Origin of the sequence: Laribacter hongkongensis DSM 14985 (assembly GCF_000423285.1) — a bacterium.
GTDB classification, from domain to species: Bacteria; Pseudomonadota; Gammaproteobacteria; order Burkholderiales; family Aquaspirillaceae; genus Laribacter; species Laribacter hongkongensis.
Genome location: NZ_AUHR01000017.1, coordinates 45941 through 61872, shown reverse-complemented (window position 1 = coordinate 61872; position 15932 = coordinate 45941). Strand labels below are relative to the sequence as shown.

The following is a 15932-nucleotide window of genomic DNA, read 5'->3' as shown; positions in this document are numbered from 1 at the left end:
GTTCGCCACTCGTCAGCAGACCGAAGTCCCTGTTACCGTTCGACTTGCATGTGTAAAGCATGCCGCCAGCGTTCAATCTGAGCCAGGATCAAACTCTTTCGTTCAATCTCAGCTAAGTACTTGGCTTGCTCAAAGAAACGACAAGAAAATGTTTTTCCTTGCGTCTATTTGAAGTGCGAGCCTGTGGGTTTCCACAAGCGCTCACACTTATCGGTTGTTCGTTTGTTAAAGAGCTTTCCGGACCAGCCGGCGCTGCGTCGTGCAGCGAGGTGGCGAACTATACCCACCTCACCACAACCCGTCAACACTTCTTTGCCAAAAATCCGCAAAACATGATTGGAAAAAGGCTAGAGGTTTGTTATGTATAGGATTTTATTTCAGACATGGCTAAGAACGGCGCCACGACCAGCGACAATCGCCAGCAAACGGTCGATATTCGGATGCTTTCCCGGATGTTCCCGAGCGTCTGCAACATGCTCGGCATACAAGACCAGCCCCGCCTGCGCTGCATCCTTTCCCACTTCTCCGTCAAAATGGCGCAGCAGATAGCCATAGACCCTCCAGGAACCACTCTGCCCCGGCAGGTCATCCAGCAATACATCAGCCTCGGTGCCGCAAATGCTACGCAAGCGCAAAGCTCCGTGCGGCCTCGGCAACAGCGCCAGGATATCGGTAAAGCACTTGCCACGTACCTGTGATTGCCGCAAGGCATCGGACACCCGGCTGTTGGCCAATGGCGCGTCTTCGATCAGGTAGCGCCGGCTCATGTGCCGGAACAGATCCGTCCCTGCCTGCCGCAACGTTTCGAACAACACCATTTCGCGGGTCACCAGCGTTGCACCAGCCTGCTGCATGCGCAGCAACCCGGTCTCCCGGTCCAGCGCCGAGCGCGATCCGACCGCGTCCCGCACCAGAAACACCCGCTTGCCGGCCTCCAGCAGTTCCAGCACGGTCTGCAACACGCAGACATGGGTTTCCGCACCACACACCACCACCTGATCGCGCTGCCACAGGCTCTCGGGCAGGCAGTCGCCGGCCACGCAGGAAAAATGCACCTTCTCCACCACCGGAGCTTCAGGTGCCAGAGCCAGCAGTGCTGGCGTCGTTCCACCCAGCCCTTGCGGATACTGCTCGGAGAACACCACCGGCAAGCCGGCATCCACCGCTGCGCCAACCAGCCGGAGCAGGCTCTCTTGCAGTGCCTCGTGCTGGTCGATAGCCGGCAGCAACTTGTCCTGCACATCCACCACCAGCAGGGTGGCCCGTTTGACGTCAATCAGCATGAGTGAATTCTCCTTGGCAAGAAGGCACATCATTTGTCATGCCGCGCATCACCGTCAACCCGGCAAAAGAAAAGGCCCCGTCAAACGGGGCCCGGTGCGGCAGACACGACAATGCAGATCACTCAACCTCGTCGATCCACGCCATCTGGATGGCCTCCAGGATTTTTTCACCACAGCGGCCGGCCTCGTCGTCAAACTCCGGCAGGGCCATGACCCACTCGCGCAATTCGGTAAAGCGCAGGGCCTTCGGATCAACCTCCGGGTGACACTCAGACAGGGCAATGGCAATGTCCAGACTGTCGGTCCACTTCATGCTGCATCCTCCTTGATGTTGACCACCTGCCCGCCCGTCGCGGCAGCCAGCTCGGCGCCCGTGGTGCGGAAAATGGCAAACGGGCTGCCTGCCGCAGCATAGACATCCCCCAGCGTCAGCAGCTCCTCGTCGATCAGCAGGGCTGACGGCGCCTGCCGGTGCCCGACCGGCGACACGCCGCCAATGGCAAAGCCGCTGCGCTCACGCACAAAGTCGGCATCCGCCCGGCCGATCTTGCTGCCGGTCAGCTGCGCCAGCTTTTGCGTGCAGATCCGGTTGCTGCCACAGGCCACCACGACGATATGCGTGTCATGGGTCTTGTCGCGGAACACCACGGTCTTGGCAATCTGCGCCACCTGACAGCCCACCACGGCAGCCGCCTCGGCGGCAGTCCGGGTCGATGCCGGCACGGCGAGGATCGGTGTTTCCAGTCCGAGGCCTGCCAGCGCCTCGGCCACCCGGGCAACACTGCCGCCCGCTTCGATTTCAGCCAACGGTGTCATCAGTGTGTCTCCCGGGCATGGTTGATGGTATAGCGCGGAATGTCGATCACCAGGTCCTCGCCGGCCACCACGGCCTGGCACGACAGGCGGGACTGCGCTTCCAGCCCCCACGCCTTGTCCAGCAGGTCTTCTTCCAGCTCGTCCGCCTCGTTGAGCGAATCAAAGCCTTCGCGCACGATGCAGTGGCACGTCGTGCAGGCACAGCTCATCTCGCAGGCGTGCTCGATTTCGATGTCGTGTTCCAGCAGCGCTTCGCAGATGCTCTGTCCGGTCTGCGCATCAATCACGGCGCCATCCGGGCACAGGTCGGCGTGCGGCAGCACGATGATTTTCGGCATGTTTCAGTCTCCTCAAAGATCGCTGATCTTCTGCCCGGCCAGCGCCCGGCGGATGTTGCGATCCATGCGACGCGAGGCAAAATCGTTGGTCGCATCGTTCAGTCTGGCAGTCGCGGCATTGATGGCCACGGTCTGCTGGGCGGCAATGGCGCTGCGCAAGGCGGCCACGGCATTATCGATGGCCTGCAACTCACTCGGGGCCAGCAGGTCGCCATCGCTCTTGAGTGCCGCATCAGTGGTGGCAATCAGGCTTTCGGCATCGACGACGGCCTCGCGCAGCTTGCGCGCGGCAATGTCGTCTTTCACGTGGGCCAGCGAATCGGTCAGCATCTGGGTGATCTGGTCGTCCGTCAGGCCGTAGCTCGGCTTGATGGTGATGCTGGCCTCCACACCGCTGGACTGTTCACGCGCAGCAACCGACAGCAGGCCGTCGGCATCCACCTGGAAAGTCACGCGGATACGGGCGGCACCGGCCACCATCGGCGGAATGCCGCGCAGCTCGAAACGCGCCAGGCTGCGGCAATCGGACACCAGCTCGCGCTCTCCTTGCAGCACATGCACGGCCATGGCGGTCTGGCCGTCCTTGAACGTGGTGAATTCCTGCGCCCGGGCGGTAGGAATGGTGCTGTTGCGCGGGATGATCTTCTCGACCAGCCCGCCCATGGTTTCCAGCCCCAGCGACAGTGGCGTCACGTCCAGCAGCAGCCAGTCGTCCTCGCCCTTGTTGCCGGCCAGCACGTTGGCCTGCATGGCCGCACCGATGGCCACCACCTGGTCCGGGTCAAGATTGGTCAGCGGCGGACGCTTGAAGAAATCCCCCACGGCGCGCCGGACCTGCGGCATGCGCGTGGCCCCGCCCACCAGCACCACGCCCTTGACGTCGTCCACGCTGATCCGGGCATCGCGCAGAGCGCGCCGCACCGGCAGCAGGGTCTTGTCGACCAGCGTGCGGGTAATGGCCGCCAGCTCGTCGCGGCTGAGTTCGAGGTCAATCACCTGCCGGTCCGAAAGCACGGTATTGATGCGGGCCGAGGTGTTGTCGGTCAGGTGTTCCTTGGCGGCACGGGCGAGGGTCAGCAGCCGGCGAATGTCGCCGTCCGGCAGTTGCGACAGGCCGGCCTTTTCCAGCAGCCAGCAATAGATGCGGTGGTCAAAGTCATCGCCGCCCAGGGCCGAATCGCCGCTGGTCGCCAGCACTTCGAACACGCCACGGGTAAGCCTGAGGATCGACACGTCGAACGTGCCGCCCCCGAGGTCGTACACGACATAGGTGCCTTCGGCAGCATTGTCGAGGCCGTAGGCAATCGCGGCGGCTGTCGGTTCGTTCAAAAGCCGCAGGACATTGAGCCCCGCCAGCCGTGCGGCATCCTTGGTGGCCTGCCGCTGGGCGTCGTCAAAATAGGCCGGCACGGTGATGACGGCACCGGTCAGCTCACCCCCCAGACTGGATTCGGCCCGCGCCTTGAGTGCGCGCAGGATGTCGGCGGACACCTCGACCGGCGATTTTTCACCCTGCCGGGTCACCAGCCGCACCATGCCCGGCGCATCAACGAACCGGTACGGTGTGGCGGCAGCGTCGGCCAGATCGCTCAGGCCGCGGCCCATGAAGCGCTTGACCGACACGACGGTATTGTGGGGATCGTCGCTCTGGTGCGCACGGGCGGCGTAACCGACTTCCGTTGCGCCGTCTTCGGTGTAACGCACGACGGACGGCAGCAGGTGGTAGCCATGCTCGTCCGGCAGGACGGTGGCCGCACCGCTGCGCACGGTGGCAACCAGCGAATTGGTGGTGCCGAGGTCGATACCGACCGCCAGACGATGTTGGTGGGGAGCGGCGGACAGGCCGGGTTCAGCAATCTGCAACAGAGCCATGGGCAATCTTTGAACGGGTGGCGGCAAGCCGGCTGGAGCCGGCGGCAATCAGAACAGCAGCGACTCGATGGCGTCGCCGATTTCCTGGTCGAGCTTGTCGAGAAAACGCAATTTTCTCACGCCAAGCGCGGCAACGTCATATTCCTGCGTCACGTCCAGCGACCGGACCAGTGCGGCGACCAGCTCATCCCGGTCGGCACGCACGGCGGCGGCCAGTTGCTCCAGGCCTTCGACATCGCTGGCAGCACGGGCATTGGCCACGGCTTCGCGCCATTCCATCTGCGCCATCAGGAAATCCACCGGCATGGCGGTATTGGTTTCTTCCTGTGTATCGATGCCGCGCAGTTGCAGCAGGTAGCGGGCCCGCGCCACCGGGGAACGCAGGGTCTGGAATGCCTCGTTGGCCTCGGTGGCCAGCTCCAGCGCACGCCGGCGTTCGGCTTCGGGAGCAGAGGCAAAACGGTCGGGATGCACTTCGGCCTGTACCTTGCGGTACGCCGTCTCCAGGGCCTCGCCGTCGACCGCAAAGCGGACGGGCAAATCGAACAGCTCAAAATACGACATGACAGCACTCGGCAGCAAAAAGGCCGGCAGCCATCCGGTTACGGACGGCGTACCGGCCGGAATCGGTATCAGACGTTGAAACTTTCGCCGCAACCGCACTCGTTCTTGACGTTGGGGTTGTTGAACCGGAAGCCCTCGTTCAGGCCTTCCTTGGTGTAGTCGAGTTCGGTGCCGTCGATGTAGGCCAGGCTCTTGGCGTCGGTAAACACGGTCACGCCGTGGCTTTCAAAGCTGATGTCGTCAGGGTCGGGCACGTCGACGAATTCCAGCTTGTAGGCCATGCCCGAACAGCCCGAGGTCTTGACTCCCAGCCGCAGGCCCACGCCCTTGCCGCGGCGGGCGAGAAAACCCAGCACATGGGTAGCGGCACGTTCGCTCAGGGTAATTGCCATGCTGCTCTCCTTATTCCTGGCTGCCGTGCTTTTCGCGGTAATCCTTGACGGCGGCCTTGATGGCATCCTCGGCGAGGATCGAGCAGTGGATCTTGACCGGCGGCAGAGCCAGTTCTTCGGCAATGGCGGTGTTCTTGATCGCCAGCGCCTCGTCGAGCGTCTTGCCCTTGACCCACTCGGTCACCAGCGAGCTGGATGCAATCGCCGAACCGCAGCCGTAGGTCTTGAATTTCGCATCCTCGATCACGCCGTTTTCATTGACCTTGATCTGGAGCTTCATCACGTCGCCACAGGCCGGAGCGCCCACCATGCCGGTGCCCACGCTGCTGTCGCCCTTTTCAAACGAACCGACGTTGCGCGGGTGTTCGTAGTGCTCGATAACCTTTTCGCTGTAAGCCATGTCCCTGTTCCTTGTTGCCTGCGGCAGCCCGCCCGGGGCCGGCTGCCGTGAATGCCGATATCAGTGTGCAGCCCATTCGACCGTATTGAGGTCGATGCCGTCCTTGTACATTTCCCACAGCGGCGACAGTTCGCGCAGCTTGCCGATCTTGTCGTTGAGCAGCCGGACGGCAAAGTCGATTTCTTCTTCGGTGGTGAAGCGGCCGAGGGTGAATCGGATCGAGCTGTGCGCCAGTTCGTCGTTGCGGCCAAGGGCGCGCAGCACATAGGACGGCTCCAGCGAGGCCGAGGTGCAGGCCGAGCCGGACGACACGGCCAGTTCCTTGATCGCCATGATCAGGCTTTCGCCCTCGACGAAGTTGAAGCTGACGTTGAGGTTGTTGGGCACGCGGTGTTCGAGGTCGCCGTTGATGTAGACCTCTTCCATGTCCTTGATGCCGTTCCACATGCGGTCGCGCAGGCGGGCGATGCAGGCCTGTTCTTCGTCCATTTCCTCGCGGGCGATGCGGAAGGCCTCGCCCATGCCGACGATCTGGTGGGTGGCCAGCGTGCCGGAGCGGAAACCGCGCTCGTGGCCGCCACCGTGCATCTGGGCTTCAAGGCGCACGCGCGGCTTGCGGCGCACGTACAGGGCACCGATGCCCTTGGGGCCATAGACCTTGTGCGCCGACAGGCTCATCAGGTCGACCTTGAGTTCGCTGAGGTCGATCCTGACCTTGCCCGGGGCCTGGGTGGCGTCAACGTGGAAGATGATGCCTTTTTCGCGGCAGATGTCGCCGATGGCGGGAATGTCCTGGATCACGCCGATTTCGTTGTTCACGAACATCACCGACACGACGATGGTGTCCGGGCGGATGGCAGCCTTGAACACTTCAAGGTCGATCAGGCCGTTTTCCTGCACCGGCAGGTAGGTGACTTCAAAGCCCTCGCGCTCCAGCTCGCGACAGGTGTCCAGCACCGCCTTGTGTTCGGTCTTGACGGTGATGAGGTGCTTGCCGCGGCTCTGGTAAAAGTGGGCAGCACCCTTGATCGCCAGGTTGTCCGACTCGGTGGCACCCGAGGTCCAGATGATTTCCTTCGGATCGGCATTGATCAGCCGGGCCACTTCGGCCCGTGCGTTCTCGACCGCTTCCTCGGCTTCCCAGCCGTAGCTGTGGCTGCGCGAAGCGGGGTTGCCGAATTTTTCGGTCAGGAAGGGAATCATCTTCTCTGCCACGCGCGGATCAATCGGGGTGGTGGCCGAATAGTCGAGATAGATCGGGAATTTCAGTTGGCTCATTTGAAGCTCCAGCAGAGGGCCGGGAATGTCAGGCAACCGCACGCGCGTCGCCGGCAGCCGGCCGGTCGGCCCGGGCATCCACCAGTACGGCTTCGCCGTTCTGGGCGCGCTGCCGGTCCATCAGGCTGCCAAGGGTGATACCTTCGAGGTAGGCGTAAATGGTGCGGTTGAGGTCGATCCAGAGATCGTGGGTCATGCAGCGGCGGCTGTCGTGACAGTCCTCGCGACCACCGCACTGGGTGGCGTCGAGCGGCTCGTCAACTGCGATGATGATGTCGGCCACCGTGATGGCTGCCGGCTGGCGGGCCAGACAGTAACCGCCGCCGGGACCGCGGATGCTCTCGACCAGCTCGGCCCGCCGCAGCTTGCCGAAGAGCTGTTCGAGATAGGAGAGGGAAATGTCCTGCCGCTCGCTGATGCCAGCCAGCGTCACCGGCCCCTTGTGTTGTCGGAGTGCGAGGTCCAGCATGGCAGTGACGGCAAAGCGGCCCTTGGTGGTCAGTCGCATGTCGTTCTCTCTCGGGTGATCTTTCACGCGAGCGTACTAAACCCGACTAATTTAGTCAACCATTGAATCGATGCGATACCCGCGCATGATACCGCCAATGCGCATTGCACCGCAGCATGGAATCAGGGTGCATCCGGCAACGCGCAGGCGACGCCGCCCACCAGCTGCGCCAGCACCCGCTGTACCGTGCCCAGCGCCTCGGCAAACGATGGCGAACTGGTGCTGAAGCTGACTTCCCGGGTGCTGTCGCCCTTGCCGGCAGCCCAGTTGACCACCGGACACAGGCTGGCATACGGGATGCCCTGTTCGCGCGCCAGCACGGCCTCCGGCATGCCGGTCATGCCCAGCATGTCGGCCCCGTCCCGCTCCAGCCGGCGGATCTCGGCGGCAGTATCCAGACGCGGCCCCTGCACGCAGGCATACACGCCACCGTCAGCAAGCGGCACGCCGCAAGCGGCGGCAGCGTCCAGCAAGCGCCGGCGCAGTCCGGCATCGTAGGGCCAGGTGAAATCCACATGCACCACCGGCACGTCATCGCCCTCGAAGAAGGTATGTGCCCGACCCCAAGTGTAATCGAGCAACTGGTCCGGCACGGCCACCATGCCGGGCTGCATGGCGGCAGAAATCCCGCCGACCGAGCCCACGCCGACGATGCCGGACACATTCTGTCTCGCCAGCGCCCAGATGTTGGCGCGGTAGTTGATCTCGTGCGGCGCCAGCGTATGGCTGTAGCCATGGCGGGCCAGAAACACCACGCCCTGGCCCGCCAGGTTGCCGAAAGTCAGGGCGCCGGACGGCTCGCCATACGGCGTACGCACGATCTGGCGGTGGGTGATGACAAGGTCAGGCAGGCGGGTCAGGCCGCTGCCGCCGATGATGGCCAGCATGCAGGACTCCTCAAGACTCGGGATTCCGCCAACATACCATTCCCCGCGCCAGCCTGCTTCAGTGCCCGGAGGACACCAGCGCGGTTTCGCGCCGCATTTCACGCAGCATGTAACGGATGATCCAGACAAACTTGGCCACTGCCAGTCCCATGCCGGCCACGCTCATCAGCCCCGCCTCGCTACCCAGCAAATCGATCCACAACGCCATGATCCGCCCCTTTCGCATTCGTCTTGCTTCGATGCAGGGCAGATTGCCGGTCGAGATTTAAGCTCAAGTGATTGACCTTTAACGCCAGGTTAAAGGCCTGTTTTTTTTCGGAACAGCACGGCGACTACCAGAAAAGCACGCCAGAACCCGCGTCAGTCGCGGGTCAGCACTTCCAGCAGCTCGATCTCGAAATGCAGGTCGGCATGCGGCGGGATGCGGCCGACCTGGCGGTCACCGTAGCCGAGTGCCGCCGGCACCCGCAGGCGGCGCGTACCGCCCACCCGCATGCCGGCCAGACCGATGTCCCAGCCGCGGATCACCCGGCCGGTGCCGATCACGCACTGGAACGGCTTGCCGCGCGACCAGGAAGAATCAAACTCGCTGCCGTCCTCCAGCCAGCCGCGGTACTGCGTGGTGATCAGCGCGCCTTTCACCACTTCCCGGCCCTCACCCACCACGACATCCGTCACCTGCACGTCTTGCATCATCTTCATTGCATCCTGTGGTTCATTCATGTCCGGACGCCACGCCAAGGCGCCACAGCGACGTCACTTCCTGCGCCCGCGCGGCATGCAGCCGGTCGCGGCCGTCATGCGCCTTGGGATGGCACGGCGCCGTATCCAGCCGGCCCAGCACCCGCAGGCCGGCACCGGCAATCCAGTCCAGCAGCTGCTCACGCGAGCGCAGGCCCAGGTGTTCGGCCAGATCCGACAAAATCAACCAGCCCTCGCCTTCCGGCGTCAGGTGTCCGGCCAGCCCGGCCAGAAAGCCGCGCAACATGGCCGAGTCCGGGTCGTACACGGCGTATTCGATGGGTGAGGTCGGCTGTGCCGGCAGCCACGGCGGATTGCACACCACCAGCCCGGCCCGCCCGGCCGGAAACAGGTCGGCCTGCCGCACCTCGACCTGCTCCGCCAGTCCCAGCCGGACCAGGTTGTCGGCAGCGCAGGCCAGCGCCCGCGGGTCCTGGTCGGTCGCGATGACCCTGGCCACGCCACGGCGGGCCAGCACGGCTGCCAGCACGCCCGAACCGGTGCCGATGTCGAACGCCAGCTCCGCCTGCGGCGGCAACGGTGCATTCGCCACCAGACCGACATACTCGCCCCGCACCGGCGAAAACACGCCGTAGTGCGGATGGATGCTCCCGTGCACGGCCGCTACCGGCACGCCTTTCTTGCGCCACTCATGCGCGCTGATGACCGCCAGCAGTTCGCGCAGCGCTACCACGGAAGCCTCGGTTCCGACCGGGCCATAGGCCTCTTGGCAAGCTGCCTGTACGTTCTGCGCCCGACGCAGCGGCACCCGGTAATCTGCCGTCAGCGGCACCAGCACCCGGCCCAGCCACGCGGCCCGCTGCCCCTGCTGCGTCCGGTGCCGGGCAAAGGCTTCACCGGCATCCCGTGCCGGCTTGCCGCGGGAGGCATGCAGCTGCCGGTCGGCCAGCCGGCCCAGCGCCTGCATGAAATGGCGCGCCCGCACCCAGTCGCCCTGCCACAGCAAGGCGACTCCCTGCTGCACCCGCTGCAAGGCCTGCTCGGGCGGCAGGTTGTCGCCCGCCAACTCGATCTCTGCGTGTGGCGGTACGCCGGCTTCGGAACGCCAGCGGGCCTGCTGCGGATTGCCCCGCCGGTCCTGCCAGCAGATCAGGGCCGGAGCAGCCGGGAATGAAGCGTCAACGGGAGCCATGGGCATGAGCGACCATCCGAAAATCCATGAAAAACCAGCAAGTTTGCAGGGGGAGCAGGGCAGATGCAACCATACCGGCCAGTCAGGCCAGGTCCGGCAGCGTGGCCCCGGTTACAAAGTTGCATGCCTGCCCGAAAGGCATTCCGCCCGTCAGCACCCCGCATTCATGGCTCACGGGAAAACGCCTGCGCCCTGACGGGCGGCTTTCCGGACCATCAGGTGACCTCCGGTTCGCCGGGCAGCCGATCGACAAGACTGCCACCGCCGGCACCGGACGGACGGTCTGCATGCCAAACAACCTGACCGCTCTGGAATTTCCCCCCAGCGCCCTCTGGCAATGCAGGCCGCCCCAGGGTCGTCATCCTGCGGCGGGCTCCACCTCGGCGAAAGCCGCCAGCAGGGCCGATACGGCGGGCAGTTCACGCATGTCCGGAGCGTAGCAAAGGCCGATCCGGCGACGGTATGTTCCTCCGTGCAAGGGTACTCCGCAGACGTTTCCCTCCAGCAGCGAGGATGGCAACCAGGCCACGCCCAGCCCGGCGGCCGCCATTGCGGCAGCAAGGCTCAGGGAACCGGCCACCACCGTCCGGCCAGGCATCTGCCCTCCCATCCAGGCCAGCAGCCGCTGATGCGAGTCGTGAGCCGGGCAGATCACCCAGTCCATGCCGGCCAGTTCCGCCGTTCCGGCCTCAGTGAGTGTCGCCAGCGGATGCACCGCCGGCACGGCCAGCACAAATGCCTCCTCCCACAACGGCAAAAAAAGCTCGTCCTCGCAACACAGGGTTTCGCATCCGAGCCGTACGTCACCCCAGCAGCCGGGCTGCACCTCGACCTCTACCGACGACAGGGCCACCACAGCCGCCAGCATTCCGGCCACATGCAGTCGCCCCACGTCCGCCTCCACCCCGACCCGCAGCGGATGTCGCGGCACATCGTCCCGCACCTGCCGGGACAGCCCCGACAGCTCGGCCAGCAGGCGCCTGGCCTGCGGATACAGCCGCCGGGCAGCCTCCAGCGGTTCGACCCCGCGCGCCTGACGCAAAAACAACCGGGTGCCGAGTGACGCTTCCAGCTGGGACAACGTGGCCGACAGGGTCGGCTGGGTAATGCATAACAGCCGGGCCGCCTGCGTGACATTGCGGGCTTCAAATACCGCCACAAACGCTCTCAGGTGGCGCACATCCATAGACATGATCGATACCTCCGATGGAAACAATCCATTTTCAAGCCAATTGACGCCGGACTATAGTGCTCCGGCCACTTGATCCATCATATTCATCTATTTCAGGAGTGTTACATGACCCAACCGCTCGTGATTGTCACCGGCGCCAGCTCCGGGATCGGAGCCGCCATTGCCCAGCGTTTTGCAGCGCTGGGGCATCCTCTGCTGCTGCTGGCACGCCGGCTCGACCGGCTTGAGGCACTCGGGTTACCGGACTGCCTGTGCCGCGAGGTGGACATCACCGACCGGGCGGCTGTTGCCGCGGCCGTGGCCGAAGCGGAAAGCCGGTTCGGGCCGGCTGACCTGATCGTCAACAATGCAGGACAGATGCTGCTGGGCCAGCTGGCGACCCAGGACCCGCAGGAATGGGACCGGATGCTTGATGTCAATGTCAAAGGCGTGCTCAACGGCATTCATGCCGTGCTGCCCGGCATGCTCGCCCGCCGCCACGGCACCATCATCAACATCAGCTCCGTCGCCGGGCGCAAGACCTTCCCCAACCACGCAGCCTATTGCGGCACCAAGTTTGCCGTGCACGCCATCTCGGAAAACCTGCGCGAAGAAGTCGCCATGCAGGATGTACGGGTCATCACCATTGCTCCCGGAGCAGTGGAAACCGAATTGCTCGGCCACACGACCGACAAGGCGATCAAGGCCGGCTACGAAAGCTGGAAGGCCGGCATGGGCGGCGTGATAGCCGCGGAGGACATTGCCGAAGCCGTGCGCTATGCCTACCAGCAGCCCCAGCATCTGTGCATCCGCGAGATCGTACTGGCGGCGACCCGGCAGGAGCCCTGAAGCCACCATGCAAAAAGCCGCCACAAGGCGGCTTTTTTCCGGCAGCAACACGCCCGGCTTACTTGAGGGCGTAGATGGCCGGCAGGTTGCGCCAGGCACCGCGCACGTCCATGCCGTAGCCGAAGACATAGCGGTTGGGCACGTCCAGGCCGACAAAATCGGCCTTGATCGGCTTGACCTTGTCGATCAGCTTGTTGGCAAACACGGCGCTGTAAAACGCCTTGGCCCCCATGCCCAGCACTTTTTCGCGGATGGCGGCCATGGTTTCGCCCTCGTCGAGGATGTCGTCGAGCACCAGTACCACGCGGTCACGCACGTCTTCTTTCGGTGCCGTGCGCCAGGTCAGTTCGCCGCCATGGGTCTTGTCGCCGTAGCGGCTGACATGCACGTAGTCAAAGTCCAGCGGAAATGCCAGACGCGGCAGCAACTGGCCGGAAAACACCACGGCGCCGCCCATGACCGACAGCACCAGCGGATAGGTTTCGCCAAGCTCGGCAGTAATGTCGGTGGCCATGCGTTCGATGGCGGCGCTGCACTGTTCGGCCGTGAACAAGACGTCAGCACTGTTGAGCAACCCGCGGGCAGCGGCAATATTCGGCATGATGATGGCTTCCTTCTCAAACCCGAAAAACAAGAGCCGCCCCCGGTTGCAGGAAGCGGCTGCGATGTTTCAAAAATGATTCCGGCGCGGATTCTACCCGGCGTGGCGCGATTCTAGCCAGTCGGCAAAGCCGCGGCCGACCTCGGGGTGACGAAGGGCAAAGTCGACCGTCGCTTTCAGGTAACCCAGCTTGGAGCCGCAGTCATAGCGCACGCCCGACAGCGGTTTGGCAAACACGGCTTCGTCCTGCATCAGCATGGCAATGCCGTCGGTCAGCTGGATTTCCCCGCCGGCACCTGGCGTCACGGTACGCAGCTTGTCAAAAATCGCCGGTGTCAGGATATAGCGCCCGATCACCGCCAGGTTTGAAGGCGCCACGTCCGGATGCGGTTTTTCCACGATGCTGGTGACCCGCTGGCTGCCTTCGGCCGGCACCACCTCGACAATGCCGTACGAACCGGTATCGCGCGGGTCTACCCGTTCCACACCCAGCACCGATGCACCGACGGTCTGGTAATGTCCGACCAGCTCGGCCACCGCGCCGGAGGGCGAATCCACTAGGTCGTCGGCCAGGATCACGGCAAACGGCTCGTCGCCCACGGCCGGCCGGGCGCACAGCACGGCATGACCAAGCCCCAGCGCCTCGGTCTGGCGGGTGTAGAGGCACGACACGTTGCGCGGCAGGATGCCCCGCACGGTATCCAGCAGCCGGTGCTTGTTGCGCAGCTCCAGTTCGGTTTCCAGTTCGTAGGCCTTGTCGAAGTGGTCCTCGATGGCCCGCTTGCTGCGGCCGGTGACGAACACCAGTTCGGTAATGCCGGCAGCCACGGCCTCCTCAACGGCATACTGGATCAGCGGCTTGTCCACGACCGGCAGCATTTCCTTGGGGCTGGCCTTGGTGGCCGGCAAAAAGCGGGTGCCCATTCCGGCCACCGGAAACACGGCCTTGCGAATCGGTTTCATGACGTTCCTTCTTCAATGCAAATCAGGTTCAAGTCAGGCGTTACCGGCCAGCAAGGCCAGCAGGGCGGCCTCGTCCAGTACGGTAATGCCCAGCTCGTGCGCCTTGTCGAGCTTGCTGCCGGCAGCTTCGCCCGCAACCACGTAATGGGTTTTTTTCGACACGCTGCCGGTCACCTTGCCGCCGGCAGCCTCGATCCGGGCCTTGGCATCATCGCGGCCCAGGGTCGGCAGCGTGCCGGTCAGCACGAAAGTCTTGCCGCTGACCCCGGCCACGCCGGCACTCGTCACGGTTTCGACCACAGGCCAGCTGACACCGGCTGCCAGCAGGGCATCCACGACCTCGCGGTTATGCGCCTCGGCAAAAAAGTCCACGATCGACCGGGCGACGATCGGCCCCACGTCCGGCGCCGTCATCAGCATGTCCTGGTCAGCGGCCATCAATGCGTCCAGTGTACCGAAATGCCTGGCGAGATCACGCGCAGTGGCCTCGCCGACATTGCGGATACCCAGCGCGTAGACAAACCGCGCCAGCGTAGTGTGGCGGCAGGCATCCAGCGCCCGCACCAGGTTTTCGGCGCTCTTGTCGCCCATGCGTTCCAGCCGTGCCAGCGCCGGCTGGTCCAGGGCAAAGAGATCGGCCGGCGTATGCACCAGTCCGGCATCCACCAGCTGGTCGACCAGTTTTTCTCCCAGCCCCTCGACGTCCAGCGCCTTGCGGCTGGCAAAGTGCTGCAAGGCCTGCTTGCGTTGCGCCGAGCAGTACAGCCCGCCCGAGCAGCGCGCCACCGCTTCGTCTGCCTCGCGCACGATGTGCGAGCCGCACACCGGACATACGAGCGGCATCTCGAAGGCGCGCGCCTGCGGAGGGCGGCGCTCGGCCAGCACGCTGACCACTTCCGGGATCACGTCACCGGCCCGCCGCACGATGACGGTATCGCCCACGTGCACGTCCTTGCGCCGGACTTCGTCTTCGTTGTGCAGCGTGGCGTTGGTCACGGTCACGCCGCCGACAAACACCGGATGCAGGCGCGCCACCGGCGTGATCGCCCCGGTGCGCCCCACCTGTACCGTAATGTCCTCGACCACCGTCAGCGCCTCTTCGGCGGGGAACTTGTGCGCCACCGCAAACCGCGGTGCCCGCGACACGAATCCAAGGCGCGCCTGTTCTGACAGGCGGTTGACCTTGTACACCACGCCGTCGATGTCGAACGGCAGGCCGGCACGCTGCGCCAGCATGGCTTCATAGGCACCGGTCAGCCCGGCCAGCCCGCGCACCACCGATCGCTGGCGGCTGACCGGCAGCCCCAGCCCGGCCAGCCAGTCCATCGTGGCCGAATGGGTGGCCGGCAGGCTGACACCGTCAGCTTCGGCCACGGCGTAGGCAAAAAACGTCAGCCGGCGGCTGGCAGTGATGCGCGAATCCAGCTGTCGCAGGCTGCCGGCCGCGGCATTGCGCGGATTGGCAAAACGCTTGAGTCCGGCGGCGTCCTGTTCGCTGTTCAGGCGTTCGAAATCCCGCTTGAGCATCAGCACCTCGCCGCGCACCTCCAAGCGGGCAGGAACAGCGGCCGGGGCGAACAGGTCGTCTCCGGGAGCATTTTCCAGCCGCAGGGGAATCGAGCGCACGGTGCGCAGGTTTTCGGTGACGTTTTCGCCGGTCTCACCGTCGCCGCGGGTGGCGCCCTGCACCAGCACGCCGTGCTCGTACACCAGGCTGACCGCCAGCCCGTCAAACTTGGGCTCCACGGCGTATTCGACTTCAGCCAGCCCCAGCCCGTCGCGCACGCGCTGGTCGAACGCTGCCAGCTCGGCATGGCGGCCGGCCGGATCGCTGTCCTGCATGTCGGAAAACACGTTGTTGAGCGACAGCATGGGCAAGCGGTGCGTCACGCTGGCAAAGGCCGCCAGCGGAGCGCCACCGACCCGGCGGGTCGGCGAGTCGGCACTCGCCAGCTCCGGATGCGCTGCTTCCAGCGCTTCCAGCTCGCGGAACAGGCGGTCGTACTCGGCATCCGGCACGCTGGGGGCGTCGAGTACGTAATATTCGTGGTTGTAACGATGCAAAAGCGCGCGCAGTCCGGCTGCGCGCGCCGTCGGGTTCAGGTCGGTCATGGGG

The 15932-nt window shown here is 64.5% G+C and carries 19 protein-coding genes and 1 rRNA gene; 1 reads left to right on the top strand and 19 read right to left on the bottom strand.

The genetic code is table 11. From position 1 onward, the window contains the following. The 16 genes from G542_RS0112385 to G542_RS16825 all read right to left on the bottom strand — a co-directional run. Nucleotides 1-104 (bottom strand): 16S ribosomal RNA (locus tag G542_RS0112385); the annotation flags it as partial. A gap of 273 nt (nucleotides 105-377) precedes the next feature. Beyond that, nucleotides 378-1283 (bottom strand): isochorismatase family protein, encoded by a 906-nt coding sequence (locus G542_RS19295; protein WP_162142363.1) that lies wholly within the window; start codon nucleotides 1281-1283, stop codon nucleotides 378-380. A 118-nt stretch (nucleotides 1284-1401) separates the two neighbouring features. Next, a complete protein-coding gene (gene iscX, locus G542_RS0112375; protein ID WP_027824272.1) occupies nucleotides 1402-1596 on the bottom strand; it encodes a Fe-S cluster assembly protein IscX in 195 nt (64 codons plus the stop codon). Next, nucleotides 1593-2099, bottom strand: a complete 507-nt coding sequence (locus tag G542_RS0112370; protein ID WP_051190051.1) for a YbaK/EbsC family protein — start codon at nucleotides 2097-2099, stop codon at nucleotides 1593-1595. The genes iscX and G542_RS0112370 overlap by 4 nt, the downstream gene beginning before the upstream one ends. Further along, the gene (gene fdx / locus G542_RS0112365; RefSeq protein ID WP_012698302.1) at nucleotides 2099-2437 is read right to left on the bottom strand and encodes an ISC system 2Fe-2S type ferredoxin; all 339 of its coding nucleotides are present in this window, start codon (nucleotides 2435-2437) and stop codon (nucleotides 2099-2101) included. Before fdx ends, G542_RS0112370 begins: the two co-directional genes overlap by 1 nt. A gap of 12 nt (nucleotides 2438-2449) precedes the next feature. Further along, on the bottom strand, nucleotides 2450-4309 hold the full coding sequence (gene hscA, locus G542_RS0112360; protein ID WP_012698303.1) for a Fe-S protein assembly chaperone HscA: 1860 nt from the start codon (nucleotides 4307-4309) through the stop codon (nucleotides 2450-2452). A 48-nt stretch (nucleotides 4310-4357) separates the two neighbouring features. Continuing rightward, a complete protein-coding gene (hscB, locus tag G542_RS0112355) occupies nucleotides 4358-4873 on the bottom strand; it encodes a Fe-S protein assembly co-chaperone HscB (RefSeq protein ID WP_012698304.1) in 516 nt (171 codons plus the stop codon). Between the two features lie 68 nt (nucleotides 4874-4941). Further along, nucleotides 4942-5265 carry an iron-sulfur cluster assembly protein IscA gene (gene iscA / locus G542_RS0112350; RefSeq protein ID WP_012698305.1) on the bottom strand — a complete coding sequence of 108 codons (324 nt, stop codon included), beginning with the start codon at nucleotides 5263-5265 and terminating at the stop codon, nucleotides 4942-4944. A 10-nt stretch (nucleotides 5266-5275) separates the two neighbouring features. Continuing rightward, nucleotides 5276-5665, bottom strand: a complete 390-nt coding sequence (iscU, locus tag G542_RS0112345) for a Fe-S cluster assembly scaffold IscU (RefSeq protein WP_012698306.1) — start codon at nucleotides 5663-5665, stop codon at nucleotides 5276-5278. A gap of 60 nt (nucleotides 5666-5725) precedes the next feature. Continuing rightward, on the bottom strand, nucleotides 5726-6943 hold the full coding sequence (locus G542_RS0112340) for an IscS subfamily cysteine desulfurase (RefSeq protein ID WP_027824270.1): 1218 nt from the start codon (nucleotides 6941-6943) through the stop codon (nucleotides 5726-5728). Nucleotides 6944-6971: 28 nt separating this feature from the next. Then, nucleotides 6972-7451: a Fe-S cluster assembly transcriptional regulator IscR gene (gene iscR / locus G542_RS0112335; protein ID WP_012698308.1), complete on the bottom strand. Its 480-nt coding sequence runs from the start codon at nucleotides 7449-7451 to the stop codon at nucleotides 6972-6974. Between the two features lie 122 nt (nucleotides 7452-7573). Next, the gene (locus G542_RS0112330; protein ID WP_012698309.1) at nucleotides 7574-8338 is read right to left on the bottom strand and encodes an S-methyl-5'-thioinosine phosphorylase; all 765 of its coding nucleotides are present in this window, start codon (nucleotides 8336-8338) and stop codon (nucleotides 7574-7576) included. Nucleotides 8339-8396: 58 nt separating this feature from the next. Further along, nucleotides 8397-8546 (bottom strand): DUF3149 domain-containing protein, encoded by a 150-nt coding sequence (locus G542_RS18565; protein ID WP_147640251.1) that lies wholly within the window; start codon nucleotides 8544-8546, stop codon nucleotides 8397-8399. A 152-nt stretch (nucleotides 8547-8698) separates the two neighbouring features. Further along, nucleotides 8699-9061: an FKBP-type peptidyl-prolyl cis-trans isomerase gene (locus tag G542_RS0112320; protein WP_012698311.1), complete on the bottom strand. Its 363-nt coding sequence runs from the start codon at nucleotides 9059-9061 to the stop codon at nucleotides 8699-8701. After that, nucleotides 9054-10232 (bottom strand): 50S ribosomal protein L11 methyltransferase, encoded by a 1179-nt coding sequence (locus G542_RS0112315; protein WP_034985813.1) that lies wholly within the window; start codon nucleotides 10230-10232, stop codon nucleotides 9054-9056. The genes G542_RS0112320 and G542_RS0112315 overlap by 8 nt, the downstream gene beginning before the upstream one ends. 358 nt (nucleotides 10233-10590) lie before the next feature. Then, entirely contained in the window at nucleotides 10591-11424 is an 834-nt protein-coding gene (locus G542_RS16825) for a LysR family transcriptional regulator (RefSeq protein ID WP_012698314.1), read from the bottom strand. A 105-nt stretch (nucleotides 11425-11529) separates the two neighbouring features. Between G542_RS16825 and G542_RS0112305 the strand changes: the two genes are divergently transcribed. Beyond that, a complete protein-coding gene (locus G542_RS0112305; RefSeq protein WP_027824268.1) occupies nucleotides 11530-12252 on the top strand; it encodes an SDR family oxidoreductase in 723 nt (240 codons plus the stop codon). A 58-nt stretch (nucleotides 12253-12310) separates the two neighbouring features. Here the strand turns inward: G542_RS0112305 and G542_RS0112300 are convergent, their stop codons facing one another. The 3 genes from G542_RS0112300 to ligA form a co-directional block, all read right to left on the bottom strand. Further along, on the bottom strand, nucleotides 12311-12853 hold the full coding sequence (locus tag G542_RS0112300) for a hypoxanthine-guanine phosphoribosyltransferase (protein WP_012698316.1): 543 nt from the start codon (nucleotides 12851-12853) through the stop codon (nucleotides 12311-12313). Between the two features lie 93 nt (nucleotides 12854-12946). Continuing rightward, complete coding sequence (galU, locus tag G542_RS0112295) at nucleotides 12947-13816, bottom strand: UTP--glucose-1-phosphate uridylyltransferase GalU (protein ID WP_012698318.1); 870 nt, start codon at nucleotides 13814-13816, stop codon at nucleotides 12947-12949. A 33-nt stretch (nucleotides 13817-13849) separates the two neighbouring features. Continuing rightward, nucleotides 13850-15928, bottom strand: coding sequence for an NAD-dependent DNA ligase LigA (gene ligA / locus G542_RS0112290; protein WP_027824267.1), 2079 nt, complete (start codon nucleotides 15926-15928; stop codon nucleotides 13850-13852). Nucleotides 15929-15932: the final 4 nt, after the last annotated feature.